Annotated in this window: 18 protein-coding genes; 10 read left to right on the top strand and 8 right to left on the bottom strand. The window is 67.6% G+C overall.

Going from position 1 to position 19,385, the window contains the following annotated elements; all coding sequences use genetic code 11:
- The first annotated feature begins 7 nt into the window (after positions 1-7).
- From GJV80_RS11900 to GJV80_RS11885, 4 genes are read left to right on the top strand one after another with little or no spacing between them, the layout of a single operon-like run.
- The gene (locus GJV80_RS11900; RefSeq protein ID WP_154688081.1) at positions 8-1,453 is read left to right on the top strand and encodes a succinic semialdehyde dehydrogenase; all 1,446 of its coding nucleotides are present in this window, start codon (positions 8-10) and stop codon (positions 1,451-1,453) included.
- 53 nt (positions 1,454-1,506) lie between these two features.
- Positions 1,507-3,960 carry a transglycosylase domain-containing protein gene (locus GJV80_RS11895; RefSeq protein WP_230207603.1) on the top strand — a complete coding sequence of 818 codons (2,454 nt, stop codon included), beginning with the start codon at positions 1,507-1,509 and terminating at the stop codon, positions 3,958-3,960.
- A gap of 16 nt (positions 3,961-3,976) precedes the next feature.
- Positions 3,977-5,185, top strand: a complete 1,209-nt coding sequence (gene solA, locus GJV80_RS11890; protein WP_154688079.1) for an N-methyl-L-tryptophan oxidase — start codon at positions 3,977-3,979, stop codon at positions 5,183-5,185.
- A complete protein-coding gene (locus GJV80_RS11885; protein ID WP_154688078.1) occupies positions 5,125-6,558 on the top strand; it encodes an NAD(P)/FAD-dependent oxidoreductase in 1,434 nt (477 codons plus the stop codon). The genes solA and GJV80_RS11885 overlap by 61 nt, the downstream gene beginning before the upstream one ends.
- 7 nt (positions 6,559-6,565) lie before the next feature.
- On the opposite strand, the gene GJV80_RS11880 is transcribed toward GJV80_RS11885, so the two are convergent.
- Together GJV80_RS11880 and GJV80_RS11875 are read right to left on the bottom strand one after the other, a co-directional pair.
- Positions 6,566-7,291: an HAD family hydrolase gene (locus GJV80_RS11880; protein WP_195908896.1), complete on the bottom strand. Its 726-nt coding sequence runs from the start codon at positions 7,289-7,291 to the stop codon at positions 6,566-6,568.
- A 17-nt stretch (positions 7,292-7,308) separates the two neighbouring features.
- Positions 7,309-8,928, bottom strand: coding sequence for an HNH endonuclease signature motif containing protein (locus GJV80_RS11875; RefSeq protein WP_154688076.1), 1,620 nt, complete (start codon positions 8,926-8,928; stop codon positions 7,309-7,311).
- 169 nt (positions 8,929-9,097) lie between these two features.
- Here GJV80_RS11875 and GJV80_RS11870 point away from each other — a divergent pair, with 169 nt between their 5' ends.
- Positions 9,098-9,673 (top strand): chloramphenicol phosphotransferase CPT family protein, encoded by a 576-nt coding sequence (locus tag GJV80_RS11870; RefSeq protein WP_154688075.1) that lies wholly within the window; start codon positions 9,098-9,100, stop codon positions 9,671-9,673.
- Positions 9,674-9,718: 45 nt separating this feature from the next.
- Here the strand turns inward: GJV80_RS11870 and glnA are convergent, their stop codons facing one another.
- The 4 genes from glnA to GJV80_RS11850 all read right to left on the bottom strand — a co-directional run bounded on the left by glnA (position 9,719) and on the right by GJV80_RS11850 (position 13,331).
- Positions 9,719-11,140: a type I glutamate--ammonia ligase gene (glnA, locus tag GJV80_RS11865; protein WP_154688074.1), complete on the bottom strand. Its 1,422-nt coding sequence runs from the start codon at positions 11,138-11,140 to the stop codon at positions 9,719-9,721.
- A gap of 133 nt (positions 11,141-11,273) precedes the next feature.
- Entirely contained in the window at positions 11,274-11,810 is a 537-nt protein-coding gene (locus GJV80_RS11860; RefSeq protein WP_154688073.1) for an alpha/beta hydrolase, read from the bottom strand.
- A 16-nt stretch (positions 11,811-11,826) separates the two neighbouring features.
- Positions 11,827-12,927, bottom strand: a complete 1,101-nt coding sequence (locus tag GJV80_RS11855) for an alanine--glyoxylate aminotransferase family protein (RefSeq protein WP_154688072.1) — start codon at positions 12,925-12,927, stop codon at positions 11,827-11,829.
- Between the two features lie 32 nt (positions 12,928-12,959).
- Positions 12,960-13,331 (bottom strand): YciI family protein, encoded by a 372-nt coding sequence (locus GJV80_RS11850; protein WP_154688071.1) that lies wholly within the window; start codon positions 13,329-13,331, stop codon positions 12,960-12,962.
- 343 nt (positions 13,332-13,674) lie between these two features.
- Here GJV80_RS11850 and GJV80_RS11845 point away from each other — a divergent pair, with 343 nt between their 5' ends.
- Genes GJV80_RS11845 through GJV80_RS11835 form a run of 4 tightly spaced genes read left to right on the top strand, consistent with a single transcriptional unit; the run spans position 13,675 to position 16,212 of the window.
- Positions 13,675-14,598 carry an ATP-binding cassette domain-containing protein gene (locus GJV80_RS11845; protein WP_195908895.1) on the top strand — a complete coding sequence of 308 codons (924 nt, stop codon included), beginning with the start codon at positions 13,675-13,677 and terminating at the stop codon, positions 14,596-14,598.
- Entirely contained in the window at positions 14,595-14,735 is a 141-nt protein-coding gene (locus GJV80_RS23220) for a hypothetical protein (protein ID WP_195908894.1), read from the top strand. The genes GJV80_RS11845 and GJV80_RS23220 overlap by 4 nt, the downstream gene beginning before the upstream one ends.
- A complete protein-coding gene (locus GJV80_RS11840) occupies positions 14,711-15,421 on the top strand; it encodes an ABC-2 family transporter protein (protein ID WP_195908893.1) in 711 nt (236 codons plus the stop codon). Before GJV80_RS23220 ends, GJV80_RS11840 begins: the two co-directional genes overlap by 25 nt.
- A complete protein-coding gene (locus GJV80_RS11835; protein ID WP_154688068.1) occupies positions 15,418-16,212 on the top strand; it encodes an ABC transporter permease in 795 nt (264 codons plus the stop codon). The genes GJV80_RS11840 and GJV80_RS11835 overlap by 4 nt, the downstream gene beginning before the upstream one ends.
- Here GJV80_RS11835 and GJV80_RS11830 read toward each other — a convergent pair whose 3' ends face one another.
- Positions 16,213-17,724, bottom strand: a complete 1,512-nt coding sequence (locus GJV80_RS11830) for an FAD-dependent monooxygenase (RefSeq protein ID WP_154688067.1) — start codon at positions 17,722-17,724, stop codon at positions 16,213-16,215. It lies immediately after the preceding gene.
- 73 nt (positions 17,725-17,797) lie between these two features.
- On the opposite strand from GJV80_RS11830, the gene GJV80_RS11825 reads away from it, so the two are divergent.
- A complete protein-coding gene (locus tag GJV80_RS11825; protein WP_154688066.1) occupies positions 17,798-18,448 on the top strand; it encodes a TetR/AcrR family transcriptional regulator in 651 nt (216 codons plus the stop codon).
- Here GJV80_RS11825 and GJV80_RS11820 read toward each other — a convergent pair.
- Positions 18,435-19,379 (bottom strand): hypothetical protein, encoded by a 945-nt coding sequence (locus GJV80_RS11820; RefSeq protein WP_154688065.1) that lies wholly within the window; start codon positions 19,377-19,379, stop codon positions 18,435-18,437. The two genes, GJV80_RS11825 and GJV80_RS11820, sit on opposite strands and share 14 nt — an antisense overlap.
- Positions 19,380-19,385: the final 6 nt, after the last annotated feature.

The following is a 19,385-nucleotide window of genomic DNA, read 5'->3' as shown; positions in this document are numbered from 1 at the left end:
TGCGTCCATGGGCCAGACCCTTTCAGACAGCGAACTGAGCCTGACGCGGGTCGCTCGCGCCTTCGCGACGGCGCGGCAGGCACAACCCGGATGGGCCGATCGCCCGCCAGGGGAGCGGTCGGAGCCGTTCCTGGCCCTGGCCGATCTGTTGCTCGAGCGCCGGGAGTCCGTCCTGGACGTGCTGCAGGACGAGACCGGCAAGGCCCGGGCCAATGCGCTGGAGGAACTGCTGGACGCCGTCCTGTCGATCAGCTGGTACGCGCGCAACGCGGCCCGGCTGCTCCGGCCGCGGCGGCGGCCCGGTCCGCTGCCCGTGCTCTCCCAGACCCGGGAGTACGCCCGACCGGTCGGCGTGGTGACGGTGATCACACCCTGGAACTACCCGCTTGCGTTGGCGGCCGACGTGGTGCCGGCGCTGCTGGCCGGAAATGCGGTGGTGCACAAGCCGGACGGGCAGACCAGCCGGTCCTCCCTGCTGCTCCGGGAGTACGCCGTCGAGGCCGGCCTGCCGCCGCAGGTCTGGCAGCCCGTCTTCGGCACGGCGTCCCAGATCGGTGACGCGGTCGTCGACGGGGCCGACTTCGTGTCCTTCACCGGGTCGACCGCCGCCGGACGGCGGATCGCCGAGCGCGCTGCCCGCCGGCTGATCGGCTGCAGCCTGGAACTCGGCGGCAAGAACCCGATGATCATCCTCGACGACGCCGACCTGGACCGGGTCGTTCCTGCTGCCGTCCGGGCCTGCTTCGGCAATGCCGGCCAGTTGTGCATCGGGATCGAGCGGATCTATGTCCAGCGCAGCATCGAGCCCGAGTTCCTACGCCGATTCGTCACCGCCACCCGGATGTTGCGGCTGGGGACCGGACGGGGCTACACCGCCGACGTCGGATCGCTGATCTCCGCCGACCAACTGGACCGGGTGCGCGGCATGGTCGACCGGGCGGTCGCCGAAGGAGCGCAGATCGCGGCCGGTGGACGTGCCGAACCGTCGGCGGGGCCGTACGTCTACGAGCCGACCATCCTGACCGGTGCGGCGCCCGACAGTGAGATCGTCCGGGAGGAGGTCTTCGGCCCGGTGGTCACGGTGCAGCCGTTCGACACCGATGACGAGGCCGTCGGGCTGGCCAACGACTCGCGGTACGGGCTGAATGCCTCGGTCTTCGGCCGGAACGCCCGCCGGGCGCGGAGCGTGGCCGGCCGGCTCGAGGCGGGGATGGTGAACATCAACGAGGGCTACGGCACCGGATACGGCTCGGCCGCTCCGGTCGGCGGCTGGAAACAGTCCGGCACCGGTCGTCGGCACGGCCGGCAGGGCCTGTTGCAGTTCACCCGATCGCAGATCATCGCCCAGCAACGGCTGATCGGATTCGACCCGGTGGCGGGCCTGTCGAGCGAACGCTACGGCAACCTTCTGGTTACCGGGGTGAAAGCTTTACGACGGCTCCGCATTCGCTGAATAACCGGGGCCGGTGCAGCGTTTCGTGAATGGATTCACGTAGTCTCGTGCCCATGCTCACAGGCCTCAAACGCTTCGGCATCGTCACCGGTGCCGCGGGACTGTTCGTGGTGGTGAGCGTGCTCTGCGGGCTGTTGGTCGCCGGTCTGGCCATCCCGTTCGCGGCGGCCTCGGGCATGTCGGCGCAGGCCGCCAGCAAGGAACTGAGCAACCTGCCGACCAATCTCACCCTGCCGCCGGTCGCCCAGCGGACGAAGGTTCTGGACGTCAACAATCACGTGCTGGCCTACTTCTACGACCAGAACCGGATCTATGTGCCGCTCAGTCGGATCGCCCCGGTGATGCGCTCCGCGCTGCTGGCCATCGAGGATCACCGGTACTACCAGCACGGCGCATTCGATCCCCAGGGCACGGTGCGGGCCTTCCTGACCAACCAGGCCAGCGGCGGCACGGTGCAGGGCGGGTCGAGCATCACCCAGCAGTACGTGAAGATGGTGCTGGTCAACCAGGCCGAACTAGAGGGCGACAAGCAGGCGATCGCGGCGGCGCAGGCGACGACCTACGAACGCAAGATCACCGAGTTGCGTTACGCCATCGCCCTGGAGCGGCGGCTGTCGAAGAACCAGATCCTGGAGCGGTATCTCAACCTGGTCTACTTCGGCGACGGTGCCTACGGCGTCGAAGCGGCGGCCCGGCACTACTTCGGCACCACCGCCGCGAAGCTGACCCTGCCGCAGGCGGCGATGCTCGCCGGCCTGGTGCAGAGTCCCGACTCCGACAATCCGGTGCAGCATGCCGAGGCGGGCCTTGCCCGCCGCAACGAGGTGCTCAACCGAATGGCAGAACTCGGTGAGATCACGCCGGCGGCGTCCGAAGCAGCGATCAAGACCGGCTTCGACAGGTCGGATGTGCACGCGCTGAACAACGGTTGTGTCGGCACCCGCTACCCGTTCCTGTGCGACTACGTCCGACGGTCGCTGCTTGCCTCGCCGAGTCTCGGCTCGACGCCCGGTGAGCGGCAGAAGTCGATCGACCGCGGCGGCCTGACGATCTACACCAAGATCAACCCCAAGGCCCAGGACGCGGCACAGAAGGCGGTCAGCAAGATGATCGGTCCCACCGATCCGCTGATCTCGACAATGGACATGATCGAACCCGGGACCGGGTTGATCGTCGCGATGGCGCAGAGCCGACCGGTGATGGGCAGCAACGCCAAGAAGGGCGAGACCTACTTCGACTACTCGGCGACCCAGGCGATGGGTGGTGGCCAGGGGTTCCAGGCCGGATCGACGTTCAAGGCCTTCACCGCGGCCGCCGCCTTCGAGAAGGGCATCCCGATCGCCAAGAAGTACAACGCCAAGGCGACGATCAACTACACCGGCCGCAAGTTCGACTCCTGCGAACGGCGTACCGAGGTCAACGGCACCTGGAAGGTGCACAACTCGACCGGGGTCAACGGGCGGATGGACATGTCAAGGGCCGCCGGATGGTCGGTGAACAACTACTTCGTGCCGCTCGAACTGGACACCGGGATGTGCAAGGTGACCCGGATGGCGGCCAGGGTGGGTGCGAAGAGCAGCGTCGCCGGTGCACCGATCCGTTCCTACGACGACAAACCATCCTTCACCCTGGGCACCGTCGAGGTAGCGCCGATGTCGATGGCCGAGGCGTACGCGACCTTCGCCTCCGGCGGCATCCACTGCGACCCGATCATCATCTCCAAGATCACCACGCCGACCGGCAAGCAACTCGCGCCGCCGAGCGCGCACTGCAAACGGGTGATCAGCGCCGACGTGGCAGACGCCGTCAACAAGGTGCTCACCGCACCGGTGACCACCGGATCGGCGACCAAGGCCAGGCTGGATGATCACCGGCCGATGGCCGGCAAGACCGGGACGATCGACAGCAACGCCGCGGTCTGGTTCGTCGGCTACACCCCGCAGATCTCCGGTGCGGCGATGATCTCGATCGACACCACGAAGAAGCCGTTCAACAAGGCCAAGCGTGGCTACCGCTCGCACGGGCTGAAGGGTTACACCGTTCCGTCGACCAAAATCTACCTCTCGGGTTCCGGCGGCGGCGACGCCGGGCCGGGCATCTGGAAGCCTGCGGTGTCGGCCTATCTCGCTGACAAGCCCGCCACGGGCTTCCATCAGCCGCCGGCATCCCTGGTGCGGGGCAAACTGATCCCGTTCCCCGACCTTGCCGGGCTGACCCCTGCCCAGGCGATCAAGAAGCTGCGCCGGATCGGACTGACGGTCCTCCGGGACACGAAGCAGAGCGTCCGGCCGAAGGGCAGCTTCCTCGGCTTCTCGCCCGACAGCGGCAAGATCGCCCAGTACGGCACGGTGACGGCGTACTTCTCCTCCGGTCCGCCGAAGACCAAGCCGAAGCCGCCGTCGAAACCGACGCCGCCGAAACAGCAGCCGCCGATCAACCCGCCGGAACGGGGCGGTCACCCGATCAAGCCGGTCCGCCCGGCGCCGCCGCACCGACCGGGCGGCTGACCATGGGCGGCTGATCATGGTCAGCAGGTCTGCCGGGGTGATCGTGATCGGACTCGGATCCTTCGGGTCCGCAACCGCAGCGGAGTTGGCGGGGCGCGGCCTGGACGTTGTCGGACTGGAGACCTTCGGGCCGGCTCATGATCAAGGTTCCGGGCACGGCGGATCGCGGATCATCCGGCAGTCCTACTTCGAGGGCGCCGACTATGTACCGCTGCTGCGCAGCGCGTACGCCGGCTGGCGCCGCCTCGAGGAACGGACCGGCGCGCAGCTGCTCACCCTGTGCGGCGGTCTGTACATCGGCAGCGAGACCTCGCCGATCTTCGCCGGCGCCTGCGCCGCGGCACAGCGGTGGGAACTACCGCACGAGGTGCTGGACGCCGACGGCATCCGGGCGCGGTTCCCGGTCCTCGCTCCGGCCGACGATGCGATGGCCGTGTGGGAGGAGAACGCCGGCTACCTGCGGCCGGAGGCAGCGATCCGCGCCCATCTTGATCTTGCGACCGAGCGCGGCGCCGAGCTGCACTTCGGCGAGCGGGTGATGGATTGGCGGGCCACCCACGACGGCGTCGAGGTGATCACCGAACAGCAGAACTACGCTGCCGATCGGTTGGTGATCACTGCGGGCGCATGGGCGCCGGTGCTGCTGCGAGATCTCGGGCTGCCGCTCATCGTGCAACGCCAGGTGATGTACTGGTTGCAACCGGAGTTCACGGCTGCATCGGGATATCGCGACTACACCGATTGGCGGCTGCCGGTCTACATCGAGGAATCAGCATCCCGCGATCACCAGATCTACGGCTTCCCGATGATCGACGGCCCGGACGGCGGGCTGAAGATCGGCATCCATCACGGATCGATCATCCGCGAGTCAACGGCCGATGATCTTGATCGCACGGTTTCCGACGCCGAGATCGCAGCGGTCACCGAGCGCGCCCAGCAATTGCTGCCGGCGATCGGAGCGCGGCCGGTGCGGGCGAAGGTGTGCATGTACACGATGACACCGGACGAGGACTTCGTGGTCGGCCGGCATCCTGACCATGATCGGGTGATCATCGCCTGCGGCTTCTCCGGTCACGGCTTCAAGTTCGTCCCGGTGATCGGTGAGGTGCTGGCCGACCTGGTGCAGCACGGGGCGACCGGCCATCCGGTGGGTATGTTCGACCCATGCAGGATGCTGTCGTCGTCGGATCGGGACCGAACGGGCTGGCCGCTGCAGTCACGTTGATCCGGGCCGGTCTGTCGGTCACCGTCCTGGATGCGGAGGAGACGATCGGCGGGGGAGCCCGCACGCTCGATCTCGGCCTCGCCGAGGGGGTGGTGCACGATCTGTGTTCGGCAGTGCATCCGATGGCCTGGGCGTCCCCGTTCTTCAATGAATTCGATCTTGCTGCGGCCGGGGTCGACCTGCTGACGCCGGAGGTCTCCTACGCCCAACCACTGGACGACCGGCCGGCGGCGATCGCCTACCGGTCGATGGACGCCACCGTCGAGCGGCTCGGTCGCGACGGCGCAGCGTGGCGGTCGCTGTTGGGCCCGATCGCCCGGCGTCCCCATGCCGCGGCGAGGATCGCGCTGGATGATCATCGGTCGCTCCCGCCGGTCCGGACCCTGCCGACGGGCCTGCGACTGCTGCTGGCCACCGGGGAACAGGGCACCCGGACCTGGGGACTTCGGTTCCGCGACGCGGAGGCCCCGGCCCTGCTGACCGGAGTCGCGATGCACACCGTGTCGAGGCTGCCCGGACTGGTCTCGGCGGGCACCAGTGTCTTCCTGGGCGCCCTGGGGCACGCCGGACGTGGTTGGCCGATCGCCCGGGGCGGTTCGGGTTCGATCACCGCGGCACTGGCCGCCGAGGTGCGGGCGCGGGGCGGTGAGATCATCACCGGTCACCGGGTGTCGAACCGCACCCACCTTCCGCCGGCCAGGACGTACCTGTTCGACACGACGCCGCGGACCGTGATCGAGGTCGTGGGGGACCGGATCAGTCCTGCGCTGCGCCGGGCGCTCGGTCGTTTTCGGCACGGCGACGGGGTCACCAAGATCGACTTCGTGTTGTCGGGTCCGGTGCCATGGGCCGATCCCGAGGTCGCCGGGGCCGGCACCGTGCACCTCGGCGGGACTCGTGATCAGATAGCTCGGGCCGAATCCGATGTCATGGCTGGCCGGCATCCGGAGCGTCCGGTCTGTCTGATCAGCGACCCGACTGTGGTCGATCCGGGACGGGAGTGTGCCGGATTGCGTCCACTCTGGTCGTACACGCATGTCCCGGCCGGTTCGACACTCGACCAGACCTCCCAGGTGATCGCCGAGATCGAGCGTCACGCGCCGGGTTTCTCCGATCTCGTCGTCGCCTCCCGCTGTGTTCCGGCGTCTCGGATGGTCGAACACAACCAGAACTATGTCGGCGGTGACTTCACCGCGGGTGCCATGACGCCTTGGCAGATGATCGCCCGACCGGCGCCGCGCTGGAACCCTTACCGCCTGGGTCAGGGGATCTACCTGTGCTCGTCCTCGACCCCGCCCGGACCCGGCGTACACGGCATGTGTGGCCGGCTCGCTGCCCGCCGGGTCCTGCGCGAGGTCTTCGGCCAGCGGTAGCTGCCGGTCAACTCGCCTCGATGACAGGCCGAAGATCGGTGTCTCGGAGGTCGAACAACGACTGCAACCGATCCGAGTCCGGTACCGGCGCGGACTTGCCCGGATCGATCAACAGGGCAGCGATGCCCTGTTCTCGTGGGCCGGCATAGTCCGCCTGGTAGGAGTCGCCGACGAACAGAACCGATTCGGCGCCGACGTCGAGCCGCTCGAGCGCCGCACGGAACATCGCCGGATGCGGTTTGCGATGCCCGACGTCGACGGACAGGACGACCGCGTCGAAGAGATCCGCCACACCCATCGCGCGCAGATGAGCGGGCACCAGGGCGCTGTGGTGGGTGTTGGAGACGACAGCGAGCCGATAGCGGCCGGCAAGATCACGAAGTAGATCTGACATCCCGTCGGCGTAGCACACCGCGGTGTTCCAGTCGCCCAGATACGTCTCCACGAACGCGTCCACCTCGACGGTCGAGGCCGGACGGCCCAGTGCCGTGGCCACGATCATTTCACTCGGCTCGCGCATGGAGAACTCGCTGAGGTCCTCCGCCGACCGGGCGTCGAACCGGGCGAAGACATCGTCGACCAGCGTAAGGAACTCCCGGTAAGCCAGCCGCGTCCCCAGTCGCTGCAACCGGCCGTACGTCGCCGAATAGTCCTGTGCCGTCCGGCTCGGCGAGTAATCGACGATGGTACCGAAGAAGTCGAGCAGCAGATGGGTGATCTTGGTCGGCACCATCCCGACATCCTGCCAGGTCAGGCCGCCGTCATCGGATGCGAATCGGTGAAATGGAAGAGCGCATCGACGCAGTTGTAGATGTTGAAACCCTCGCCGCCACCGACCGGGAACACCTTGCAGGCCTCGGGATGTCCGGTGTCGTGTATGTGTTGGTACGCGGTGCGCAGCGACGCGGCCTGCTGGCGGAGCGTCGCATAGTCGGCCTCCCATTTCGCGACGAGTTGATCATTGCCGTCCCGGAACGTGGCCCGACCCGGACGCCAGGGTGACGGTGCGTCCAGCCCGGTGACCGTCGGCGCGATGGTGCTGCCGTCCGCGCGGGTGAACTTCCAGGGGATCGGACATCCCGGCTGTCCGCAGGCGGTGATCGTGATGCCGTCCTCGTGCACACGGGTGTGGTGGCGCTGGCAGAGAAGGATCAGATTGTCCAGGTCGGTCGGACCGCCGTTGAGCCAGAAGATCAGATGATGGGCCTTCAGGCGTCGAGCACGAAGACACCCCGGGAACTGACACCTGCCGTCTCTGATCATCAGTGCACGTCGTTGGTGTTTGGTGACCAGACGCTGTTCGCGTCCGACGGCCAGCGGCATGCCTTTCTGGTCGGTGATGATGCCCAGCACGGTGCTGTCGCACAGGGCTCGGCGGGCGTCGTCCGGTTCGATGGCCGCACTGTTGCGAACCCGGCAGGTCGGCACCGACGGCGCCTCCTCGACGTTCCCGCGGGGACGCCCGGGCTCATCGTCCTGGAGCGCGGCGGCATTGACCTCGAGCACGACCATTGTCCGGTCCTCTCCCGATCGGTCCTCGGGCCGCGAGTTCAGATAGCAGTTGGCGATCTCCGCCAGGCCCTCGACCCTGGTCCGGTGCAGCATCTGCTCAGGTGTCTCGCGGGCATCGGCGTCGTCGAGCCGTTCCCGACCGGGTGCCGGATCGCTGTCCGCCTCGGCGTCGCGGCTGGCATCGGCGGCAGCTTGCACGGCGGCGATCAGTGCCGCTGCCTCTTCGGGCGGCAGGACCGCCGTGAAGTGAACATTGCCGTTCTCCTGGACCACCCAGGCCACCCGTTGTCTGTTCCTGCGGGTCCTGCTCGTGCCCTTCGCGGCACGCCAGCCGGAGATCGAGCGGGCCAGTTGGGACGCCGTACAGGCACGGGCGAAGTCGACCAGCGCATCCTCCTTCAGGCCCTCCGCAGATGCGTCAGGCCCGCTGGGCCCGGGCTCGTCGGTCTGGGTTCCTTCGATCTGGGTTCCTTCGAGGCGCCGTGGAGCATCGTCGTCGAGCTGATCGACGACGCGGGTGAGTTCGCGGACCTTGGAATAGGTCAGGTCACCGACGGCAAAGGCTTGCCTGGTGGTCGCCATCCGCCGGAGGGCGCGGGCAACTCGTACGTGCTCCCGGGCCGTACCGGGGGCGATCGAGCAGGCCCAGGACAGCCAGTGGGCAGTCGACTGGATCCCGTCCCACCAGCCCGCCCCGTTGATCGCGTCGAACTCGCCGACCAACTCCAGGAACACCGCTTCCTGTTTGGCGACGTCGGCCGCCGCCGCCATCACCTTCGCCGCCAGCGCTTCGGCCGCCTCGCGCGGCACCGGATCGTTGTACCGCGGGATGCGCGGCTCAAGATCAACAATCGTCATCGTCTCGCCGACCCCTTCCAGACCTCGTTATCTGGCGGCGAACGCTAACGGCGACCACTGACAGAACCAGATCGATGGTGATCGGGTACCCCCTCCGACGTTCCCGCGGGAACGTCCGGCGCCCCAATTGGGCTGTACCGTCCGCGCGTGATCCGTATGCTCCCGTGACGTGACTGTCGATGACCGCGTACGCGTCCTGGTGCTGAACGGCGGATCCAGTTCGGGAAAGAGCACGCTGGCCGGCGCGCTGCAGGAAATCCTCGACGGCTACTGGCTGCGGCTCGGCGTCGACACCCTGATCGACGCGGCGCCCGCTCGGCTGACCACCGTGGGCGGCGGACTGGTTCTCGCCGATGACGGCTCGATCGAGGTCGGACCGGACTTCAAATTGCTCGAGCGTCAGTGGTCGATCGGGATCGCGGCGCTGGCCCGGGCCGGCGCAGCGGTGATCATCGAGGACAACTTCCTCAGCGGACCGGCCGCCCAGCAGCGTTGGCGGGATGCGCTCGGTGATCTGCCGACCGGCTGGGTTGGGGTCCGCTGCCCGCCCGGGGTGGCCGCCGTCCGGGAGCGTGCGCGTGGCGACCGGATCGCCGGAATGGCGGCACGGCAGGCCGACGCCGTACACCGTGGAATCGCCTACGACCTGGAGGTCGACACGTCGACGGAGCCGGCCGCAACGGTGGCCCGGCGCATCCGAGATCACTTCTTCGCAGACAACGGCCGAGCGGGCCGCGATCGATGATCGCGACCCGCTCGGCGAGTTCGTTCTGAGTGCTGGTTCCGTCCGTTACACGTCGTAGTAGAGCTCGAACTCGTGCGGGTGTGGCCGCTGACGGAGCGCGTCGATGTCGGCCCGCTTGAGCTCGATCCAGGTCTCGATCAGGTCCGCGGTGAACACGTCGCCCGCCTGCAGGAACTCGTTGTCTGCCTCCAACGCGTCCAGCACGGCCGGAAGGTCGGCCGGGACGGTCGGCACCGAGGCGTGTTCCTCCGGCGGCAGTTCGTAGAGGTCCTTGTCGACCGGGGCGAGCGGCTCGGTCTTGTTCTGGATGCCGTCGATGCCGGCCAGCAGCATCGCGGAGAACGCCAGATACGGGTTGGACGACGGGTCGGGGCAGCGGAACTCGATCCGCTTGGCCTTCGGATTGGAACCGGTGATCGGGATCCGGATGCAGGCCGACCGGTTGCGCTGGCTGTAGACCAGGTTGACCGGAGCCTCGAAGCCCGGCACCAGACGGTGGTAGCTGTTGGCGGTCGGGTTGGTGAAGGCCAGCAGCGCCGGGGCGTGGGCCAGGATGCCGCCGATGTACCAGCGGGCGAGATCGGACAGGCCCGCGTAACCGGCCTCGTCGTAGAACAGCGGCTCGCCGGCGTTCCAGATCGACTGGTGGCAGTGCATGCCCGAGCCGTTGTCGCCGAAGATCGGCTTCGGCATGAAGGTGGCCGTCTTGCCGGCCGCCCACGCGGTGTTCTTGATCATGTACTTGAACTTCTGCACATCGTCGCCGGCGGCGAGGAGGGTGTTGAAGCGGTAGTTGATCTCTGCCTGCCCTGCGGAACCGACCTCGTGGTGGGCGCGCTCGACGAGCAACCCGGAGGCCTCGAGGTTCCTGACCATGTCGTCGCGCAGATCGGCGAAGTGATCAACCGGCGGGACGGGGAAGTAGCCACCCTTGTAGCGCACCTTGTAGGCCCGGTTGGCGCCGTCCTCCTCGCGGCCGGTGTTCCAGGCGCCCGCCTCGGAGTCGATGTGGTAGTAGCCGGCATTCTGCTTGGTCTCGAAGCGAACGTCGTCGAAGACGTAGAACTCGGCCTCCGGGGCGAAGAACGCCGTGTCGCCGATGCCGGTCGAAGCCAGGTACGCCTCGGCCTTGCGCGCAATGTTGCGCGGGTCCCGGCTGTACGGCTCCTTGGTCAGCGGATCGTGGACGAAGAAGTTCAGGCACAGCGTCTTGGAGCGCCGGAACGGGTCGATGTATGCCGTGGTCGGGTCGGGCATCAACGCCATGTCCGACTCGTGGATCTTCTGGAAACCGCGGATCGACGACCCGTCGAAGGCCAGACCGTCCTCGAACACCTCCGGACCGAACGAACTAACCGGCACGGTGAAATGCTGCATGATGCCGGGAAGGTCGCAGAACCGGATGTCGATGGTCTCGACGCCCTCATCCTTGACGTAGGCCAACAGATCGTCGGCGCCTTGGAACATGGATCCTCCGGTGATTGGAATGACACGTTGTCGTCGCAGAGCCTAAGGCGAGGCGTTTTCTCCGCCGTTGCGGGTGTGTTTCAGCGATGTTACGCCGGGATCGTCGTCGGTGGGATCGCCGGCCGGGGGCTGGTCAGGGGATCAGTCGATCGACCAGCGGGAAGGTGTCGTACGGCTGGTTCCAGTCGCCGAAGTGACCCTCGTTGCGGAGGATCTGGGTGCCGCCCAACCGGTCGAACAGATAGCGACCCTGGGCGGCGTCGCAACCGTACGGGTCGACGACGGAGTTGATGAAGGTGAGGTCTCCGCCATTGCCGGCGATCTTGCCCCAGTCATAGCCGGGCTGCAGGACCGGCTCTGCGGAGTCATTGGGTTCGGTCCAGTAGCCGGCCACCAGGATGGCCTGGGCGACCGGCGCGCTGAGGTGTTCCAGCAGCGCCAGCAGCAGGGCCGCGCCGCCCGAGTGGCCGACCAGTACGGTCTCGGCGTCGAAGCTGTGGGCGTCGAGGACCTTGGGGAGGAAGGTTCGGACCGGTTCGACGTTGAGGTCCGGATAGTGCGGCCGCTCGACCTGATAGCCGCGGGCGGTCAGCTGTTTGTCGAGCCAGGGAAACCACAGAATGTCCGGACTTGCCCCGGTGCCGTGGAAGATGATCGCCTTGCGCGCCATCGCACCCTCTCCTTGATCAGCGACCCAGACAGTCTTCGAGTGCGGCCAACATCAGCCGGGCGGTATCCGGCCGGGCGTTGTGACCCATCAGGCCGATCCGCCACACGGTCTGGGCATAGGGTCCGACGCCGGAGCCGATCTCGATGTTGTACCGGGTCAGCAGTTCCTTGCGTACCGTCGCCGAATCGACACCGTCGGGAACCTTGACGGTGGTCAGTTCCGGCAGCCGGGAGCCCTCGGCGGCGAACAGCTCCAGGCCGAGTTCTTGCAGACCGTCCTGCAGGATCCGGCCGGCCTCCTCGTGCCGGGCGATCACCTGGTCGAGGCCCTCGGCGAGGATCCGGGACAGGGCGCCGTGCATGCTCGCAATCATGCCCGTCGGCGCCGTGTGGTGGTAGGTGCGTCCGGTGTGGCTGGTGCTCGCCTCGCCGACGTAGCCGCCGAGCAGACCGAGATCGAGATACCAGGACTGTGGCCGCTCGATGCGTCGGGCGAATGCCCGGTCGTTGATCGTGAACGGGGCGAGCCCCGGTGCGACACCGAGGCATTTCTGGGAGCCGGCGTACCCGACGTCGACGCCCCAGTCGTCGGTCCGCAGGTCGATGCCGCCGATCGAGGTCACCGCGTCGACGATCAGCAACGCCTCACCCTTGAGCCGGCCGAGTGCGGCGATGTCGGACCGTACGCCGGTCGAGGTCTCGGCGTGCACGGCCGCGATGACCTTCGGATCGGGATGGGCGTCGACGACCCGCTGCGGGTCGATCGGCTGCCCCCACTCGTGGTCGACCCTGATCACCTCGGCACCGCAGCGGGCGGCCACATCGCACATCCGTTCGCCGAACAGCCCGTTGACGGCGATCACGGCGACGTCGCCCCGGCCGACGGTGTTGACGAAGGCCGCTTCCATGCCGGCCGAACCGGTGGCCGACAGTGGCAGGGTCCGTTGGTTGGACGTGCCCCAGACCGTCCGGAGCATCTCGCAGACCTCGTCCATGATCTGCAGGAAGTCCGGATCGAGATGACCGAGCAGCGGCAGTCCGAGCCCGGCCGTCGCCTCCGGGTACGGATTGGCGGGGCCGGGCCCGAAGAGATGCCGTTCCGGAATCGGTGTCACCATGGCGCGACCTTAGCGGGCCGCTCCCGTCCGGCTCACTCCGGCAGCGGACGGATCTCGATGCCGGTGTAGTGGGCCATCGGGTGTTTCGACGCGATCTCGCGAGCCACGTCCAGCGACGGCGCCTCGATCAGGTCGAAGCCGGCGATGTACTCCTTGGACTCCAGGAACGGGCCGTCGGTGACGAGCACCTCGCCCCCGCGCACCCGTACGGTCTCGGTGTGGCCGGTCAGCCGGTCGCCGGCAAGCCTTCTGCCGGAATCCTCGGCAGAACCCTCGTCGTACTCCTTCACCCAGACCTCGACGTCGTCATCCACCGGTCCGAGGGTGCCGACCACCGTGCCGTTGTCGACCGGCGTCGCTGTCGGGCGGCCCTGGGCGGCGCAGATCAGGAACAGGAACTTCATCGGATCTCCTTCAGGTTGTCGTCGCAGATCATTCCGCGAAGTGTGATCGACCTCTACACGTGAGGTCCGCCAGGGAATGGACAATTGGTCGGCTGTGATCTGAATCACAGTGGAACCCCGCGTGCTTCGCGCGCTAGCCTCACCGCCCGTGGTGTCCTCGCAGACTAACTAGGTCTTCGGACCGGCTCCTGGCCGCGGATCGCGTGATCCGCCGGTCGGGCGTGTCCGATTCACGCGCCGAGCCTCCCGTTGACCTGTCACCGACAGTTGCGACCACGCCATGACGTGACCGATTCCATGCTCGGCGCCGCCTGTGACCAACAGCGAGCCGTAAGGAATCACCATGCCTGTCATCTCTGCGAGGGATCTGACCAAGACCTATCGCTTCCATCGTTCCCGCGTCGGCCTCGGCGGCGCGATGATCGACCTGTTCCGCCGCCGGCACGAGGAGCGGCTGGCTGTCGATGGTCTCGACCTGAGGGTCGACGAGGGCGAGTTCGTCGGTCTCCTCGGTCGCAACGGTGCCGGGAAGACCACCACGCTGAAGATGTTCTCGGGGCTTCTCCGACCGACCTCTGGGGAGTTGTCGGTGCTCGGCCACCAGCCCGCCCGGCGTGAGTTCGGCTATCTGAGCCAGATCGCCGTCGTCCTGGGCAGCAAGTCCATGCTCTGGTGGGACGTCTCCACCCGGGCCAGTCTCGATCTGCACCAGGCGATCTACGACCTGCCCCGGCCGATGTTCACCGACAGTGTCGATCAACTGGTCGACCTGCTCGAACTGTCCGAGGTGATCGACATCCCGGTCCGGCAACTGTCGTTGGGTCAGCGGATGAAATGCGAGTTGGCCGTCGCCCTGGTGCATCGACCCAAGCTGCTCTTCCTCGACGAGCCGACCATCGGTCTGGATGTGGTGTCCAAGGCTGCGGTCCGCAGGTTCCTCGCCAAGATCAACTCCGACCAACAGATCACTGTTCTGCTGACCAGCCATGACATGGACGACGTCTCCGAGCTGTGCCGCAGGCTGGTGCTCATCGATCACGGAACGCTCCGGTTCGACGGGACGCCGGCCGAGTTGATCCAGCAGACCAGACCGCGCAAGCGGATCACGCTGAGCTATGCCGGGCCGCCGGGGCAGGTCGAACTCGAGGTGGACCGGGAGGACGCCCCACGCGTCCTGGCGGAGGCGGCGACCAGGGGTGAGCTGCTGGATCTTGAGGTCCGGGACGCAGATCTGGACGATGTCATGCAGGCGGTGGTGCAGTCATGATCATCCGTGCGACGCTGCGCCGGCCGAGAAGGCATCTGCGGATCTTCAGCAAGCTGCTGGTCCTCAACCTGTCGGCAACGTTCAGCTATCGGGGGAGGTATTCCTGTGGCAGGTGGGGAACGTCCTGGTCCCGCTGATCTCGCTATTCGTCTGGCAGGCAGCGATCGCGTCGGGTGCCCAGCTCCCGACGACGCCGCGATACCTGACCGCCTACTTCGTGTTGATCTCCATCGTCAACATGTTGACCAACTCATGGACGGCGTTCTATCTGGCAGAGGAGATCCGCGGCGGCGGCCTGAACCGGTATCTCTGCCGGGCTACGTCGACCCACGTCGACGCCCTGGCCAACAACGTGGGGGAGAAGGTGATCAAGCTGATCCTGCTGGTCCCGATGGTGGCGGTGCTTGCGGTTGCGCTCGGTGATCGTTTCGACCTGCCGCAGGCGCTCTGGCGCTGGCTGCTGGCCTTCGGCTGCTTGATCATCGCCGCGCTGATGACCTGGCTGCTCGACGTGATGATCGGATCGCTGGCGTTCTGGTTCTCCGACGTCAACGGATTCCTCCGGGCGTCGGAGGTCATCGTTCCGCTGCTGTCCGGCGCGGTGATCCCGCTGGCGTTGTTGCCGGATGCGCTGCACGGACTCAGCCAGGTGCAGCCGTTCCGGTTCCTGGTGTCCTTCCCGTTGGAGGTGTTGCTCGGCAACGTCCAGGGCGGGCTGGTGACCGGGCTGCTCTGCCAGCTCGGCTGGCTGCTGGTGTTCGCCGCGGCTGCGCGACTGATCTGGCGGCTGGGCATCCGGACCTATTCGGGGGCCGGGGCATGACGGTACGGCACGGGCTTGCGGTCGCCCGCGCGGTGCTGGCCCTGTCATTGGTCCGCGAGGCACAGTTCCGCGCGCAGGCCTGGACCACCGTCGGGGTCGGCCTGGTGGAGATGCTCGCCCAGGTGGCACCGGTACTGGTGATCTTCAGCCACTCGACCAGGGTGAACGGTTGGGATGTCGGTCTGGTGATCGCGATCGGCGGGGTCGCTGAGATCATGACCTCGCTGTTGGCGACCTTCATCGCGCCCAACCAGGCCAAGATGACCGACTACATCCGTCAGGGTCAGCTCGACCTGCTGTTGATCCATCCGGTCGCCAGCCAGCCGTTCGCCGCGCTCCGCTGGGTGCAGCCGGCCGAGGCGTGGGGGATACTGACCGGCACGGCGTTGATGATCATCGGACTGACCGCCTCGGACGTCGTCATCAGTCCGGGCTCGGTCGCCATCGCCGTGATCGGCTTCGTGATCGGTCTGCTCACGGTGGCCCTGGTCTGGATCAACCTCGGCTATCTGGCCTTCTGGCTGACTTCGGTCGGTGCGCTGGGCGAGCTGTTCTCCGCACTGCTGACCGCCGGCAAATACCCGCTGGCCTTCTTCCCGAGGGCGGTCCGGGTGATCATGCTGTCGCTGCTGCCGCTGGGGCTGGCGACGACGGTTCCGGTGCAGCTGCTGACCGGAACCGTACGCCCGGTGTTGCTGCTCTACGGCGCCGGCCTGCTGCTCGTCCTGGTGATCATCACAAGGCTGGTCTGGCTGGCCGGCATGCGGCGGTACAGCAGTGCGAGTTCATGATCAGACCGGTTCGGCGACCGCGTCGACCGAGGGCTCGACTGCACCGATGGCGGCCAGCGCGTCGGCCAGACCCTCCGGCTGTGTGCCGATCCAGGAGACCACTCCGTCCGGTCTGATCAGCGTCAGCGGCACGGGCGCGAACTCGGTCTCGAACACGGTCACCCGGTAGCGGCCGCGCGGATCGGCAAGATCAGCTGCGAGGTCATCGGGAAGCCGTACGTCCGGCCGATGAGCCAGCACCGCCCGACCGTCGGCGGTGGCCTGCCAGAGTGTGCCGATGGTGCCCGGCCAGTTCGGTGCGTAGCTGCCGACCGGGCCGTCGTCTGTGGTGTAGCCGATCACCTGGCCGGATACCACGCGCGCAGCCTCGGTGGCGCCGTCGGGGGTCTCCATCAGCCGCCGGACCAGTCGGGACGCTGCCCGGGACCGTTCGTCGGTACGCATGATGCCCACCTGGGCACGGCTCCACTCCAGGATCCGCTCGGCCTCCGGGCGGCGCTCGGCCTGATAGCCGTCCAAGATCGACTCGTCGGCGCGGCCGCGGGCCACGGCAGCCAGCCGCCAGCCGAGATCGCTCGCGTCGAGCATGCCCAGCGACAGACCCTGTCCGCCGAACGGCGGGTGGACGTGGGCGGCATCACCCGCAACGAACACCCGGCCGATACGGTACGGGTCGGCAACCCGGGTGTTGTCGGTGAACCGCGTCGCACTGAGCAGTTGGGTGATGGTCACCGGCACTCCGGTGACCCGCCTGATCGACTGCTCCACCTCCTCGACGGTGATCGGCTGGTCCCGGTCCTGCGGCGCGCCGTCGAACTCGGCGGTCAGGATCACCTCCGCCCCCGGCATCCGGCGGTACACGCCGGTCGGAGTGTGGTGCCACCCGGGCTCGATCCGGTCCAGTCCGGTGCCACGGACCACCACCTGGCGACCGGTCATCTCCCCGTCCAAGCCTGGGAAACCCATGCCCGCGCTCTTCCGGACGATGCTCCGGCCCCCGTCGCACCCGATCACCCAGTCGGCCTCGAGCACGCCGTCGGCGGTCAGTACCCTGACCGATTCCCCGTCCTGCCTGACCCCGGTGATCGTCACGGTGCGGCGGACCTCGACGCCGAGTTCGGCCAGTCGCTCGCCGAGCAGACGTTCCAACTCCTGCTGGCCGATCAGGCCGCCCCCGGTAGCGAACGGGCCCTGGTCGAGCACCTCGAGGTCGACCAGATCCGGTCGGATCGGCATGCCCGCGACATGGCCGACGAAGATCGGCCGGCCGTCCTTGCCCACCGGCATGGTCCGCGGATTGGGTGAGGTCTCCTCCGACGGCCCGGTGGCCGGTCGCAACAACCCGCGCCGGCCCAGTGCTTCGTACGCCGGCTGGTTGAGGTAGCCGGCCTTGATCGTCGGATCGATGTCGTCCCGCCGTTCGAGGACCAGCGGCCGGACGCCGCCGACGGTCAGTTCGTGCGCCAGCATCAAGCCGACCGGGCCGCCGCCGACGATGATCACTTCTGTCATCACTCACTCCATCCAAATATTTAGGTCAGACCTAAATATATTGGGTTCGACCAAACTTCGCTAGGCTTTTGTCATGACATCCGGATCGCCGTCGCCGCGGGCCCGTCCACGGTCGGCCGTCCAGGAGCGGCGGCTGCGGATCTCCGACGCGGCGACCGGCCTGTTCATCGAGAACGGCTTCGATCAGGTGTCCATCGCCGACATCGCCAACGCCGCCGGCGTGTCCAAGATGACGGTGACCAATCACTTCCCGCTGAAGGAGGACCTGGTCTTCGACCAGTTCGGCGACGAGCTCGACCAACTCGGATCAACGCTGCGCGGGGAGCGGACGCTGGCGGACGCGATCACCGCCGCCGAGCAGTACTGCATCGCCCGGGAGACCGGCGGTCCGGTCACCGCGGCGTTGCGCGGCCGGTGGCGTCCCGACGGCTGGCGACTGTTCGCGATCATGGTCGCCGGGAGCAGGGTGTTGACCGCACGCTTCCACGTGCACTACGTCGAGCTGCGGGATGTGATCGTCGAGGAGCTTCCGTCGCCGGTCACCGGTGTCCGCCGGACGACTGCGGCCTGGATGATCGCCGAGGCGATCCACCTGATCGACTGGTGGCCGTTGGAGCAGGCGGTGGCCGGCGAGTCCGGTCCGGCCGCCATCGACACCGGCCGGCGAAGTGTTCGCCGGCAGGCCTTCGCCGCCCTCCGTAGGGGCCTGGTCACCCAGGACTGATGTGGGTCTTGCAGAAGGCGATGTAGGAACGCCAGTCCTCGACGTTCATCGCATGGCCGCCGGGCCGCAGGTGGAAGCCGACCGGCCCTGTTCCACCGTTCAGCCGGCGGGCCGACAGGGCCGCGAGGAACTGACCCTCCGGATCGGCCCAGGCGTCCTCCGAACCGCTGCCGACGTAGGCGGGTCGCGGGGCGACGGCAGCGATCAACTGGTCCTGGTCGACCGGGAGCTCGTCGTCCCGCCCGGCATAGTCGGCATACCCCGGGGTGAACCAGTATCCGAATCTGCCGGTGATCGCCGCGATGTCCTCAGCACCCTCGACCCGGTGCCGGTGCAGCGAGTCGCCGCTGCAGCCGGCCGCGTTGCTGATCACGGCCGCGAAGCCCGTGTCCTGGGCCGCCGCCCAGAGCGCCGCCTTGCCCATCCGGGAGTGGCCGATGGCGATCACGCCACCGGGCATCACATGCCGGAAGGTCTCCAACTGTCGGCGCAGCAGGCTGAGCCCCCAGGCCCACACCCCGAGGGTGCCCCACGGCGCTTCTGCGGGCGATTCCGGCAGGATTCGCCGTACGCCCTCAGCGGCGCCGTCGGCCCGGTCCGGTTCGAAGGCCGCCGCATGCACACTGGCCAGCCCGTAGCCGTTGCGGAGCAGCAGGTCGGTCGGCCACTCGGTGAGCACCGCCTCGTTGCCGTTGAAGTTGAGGCCGCAGAACACCGGCGACCGGTCGGTGTTCGGCAGGCAGAGCAGCAGTTCGACGCGATGCTCGCCCCGGTCGGTGCTGATGGTCAACTCATTGAGGCTTCGGCTGCCGGCGCCGAACGCTGCCTGGTACTCGAGCACCCGGCAGCCCACCCGCACCGGCGTCCGCGGCGTGATGCCATAGACGTACCGGCCGAAATCCTTGATCACCGTTGATCGGTCGATGGTCACCAACTG

It is taken from the genome of Microlunatus sp. Gsoil 973 (genome assembly GCF_009707365.1).
In the GTDB taxonomy this organism is placed as follows: domain Bacteria; phylum Actinomycetota; class Actinomycetes; order Propionibacteriales; family Propionibacteriaceae; genus Microlunatus.
This window is presented reverse-complemented; position numbering and strand designations above follow the sequence as displayed.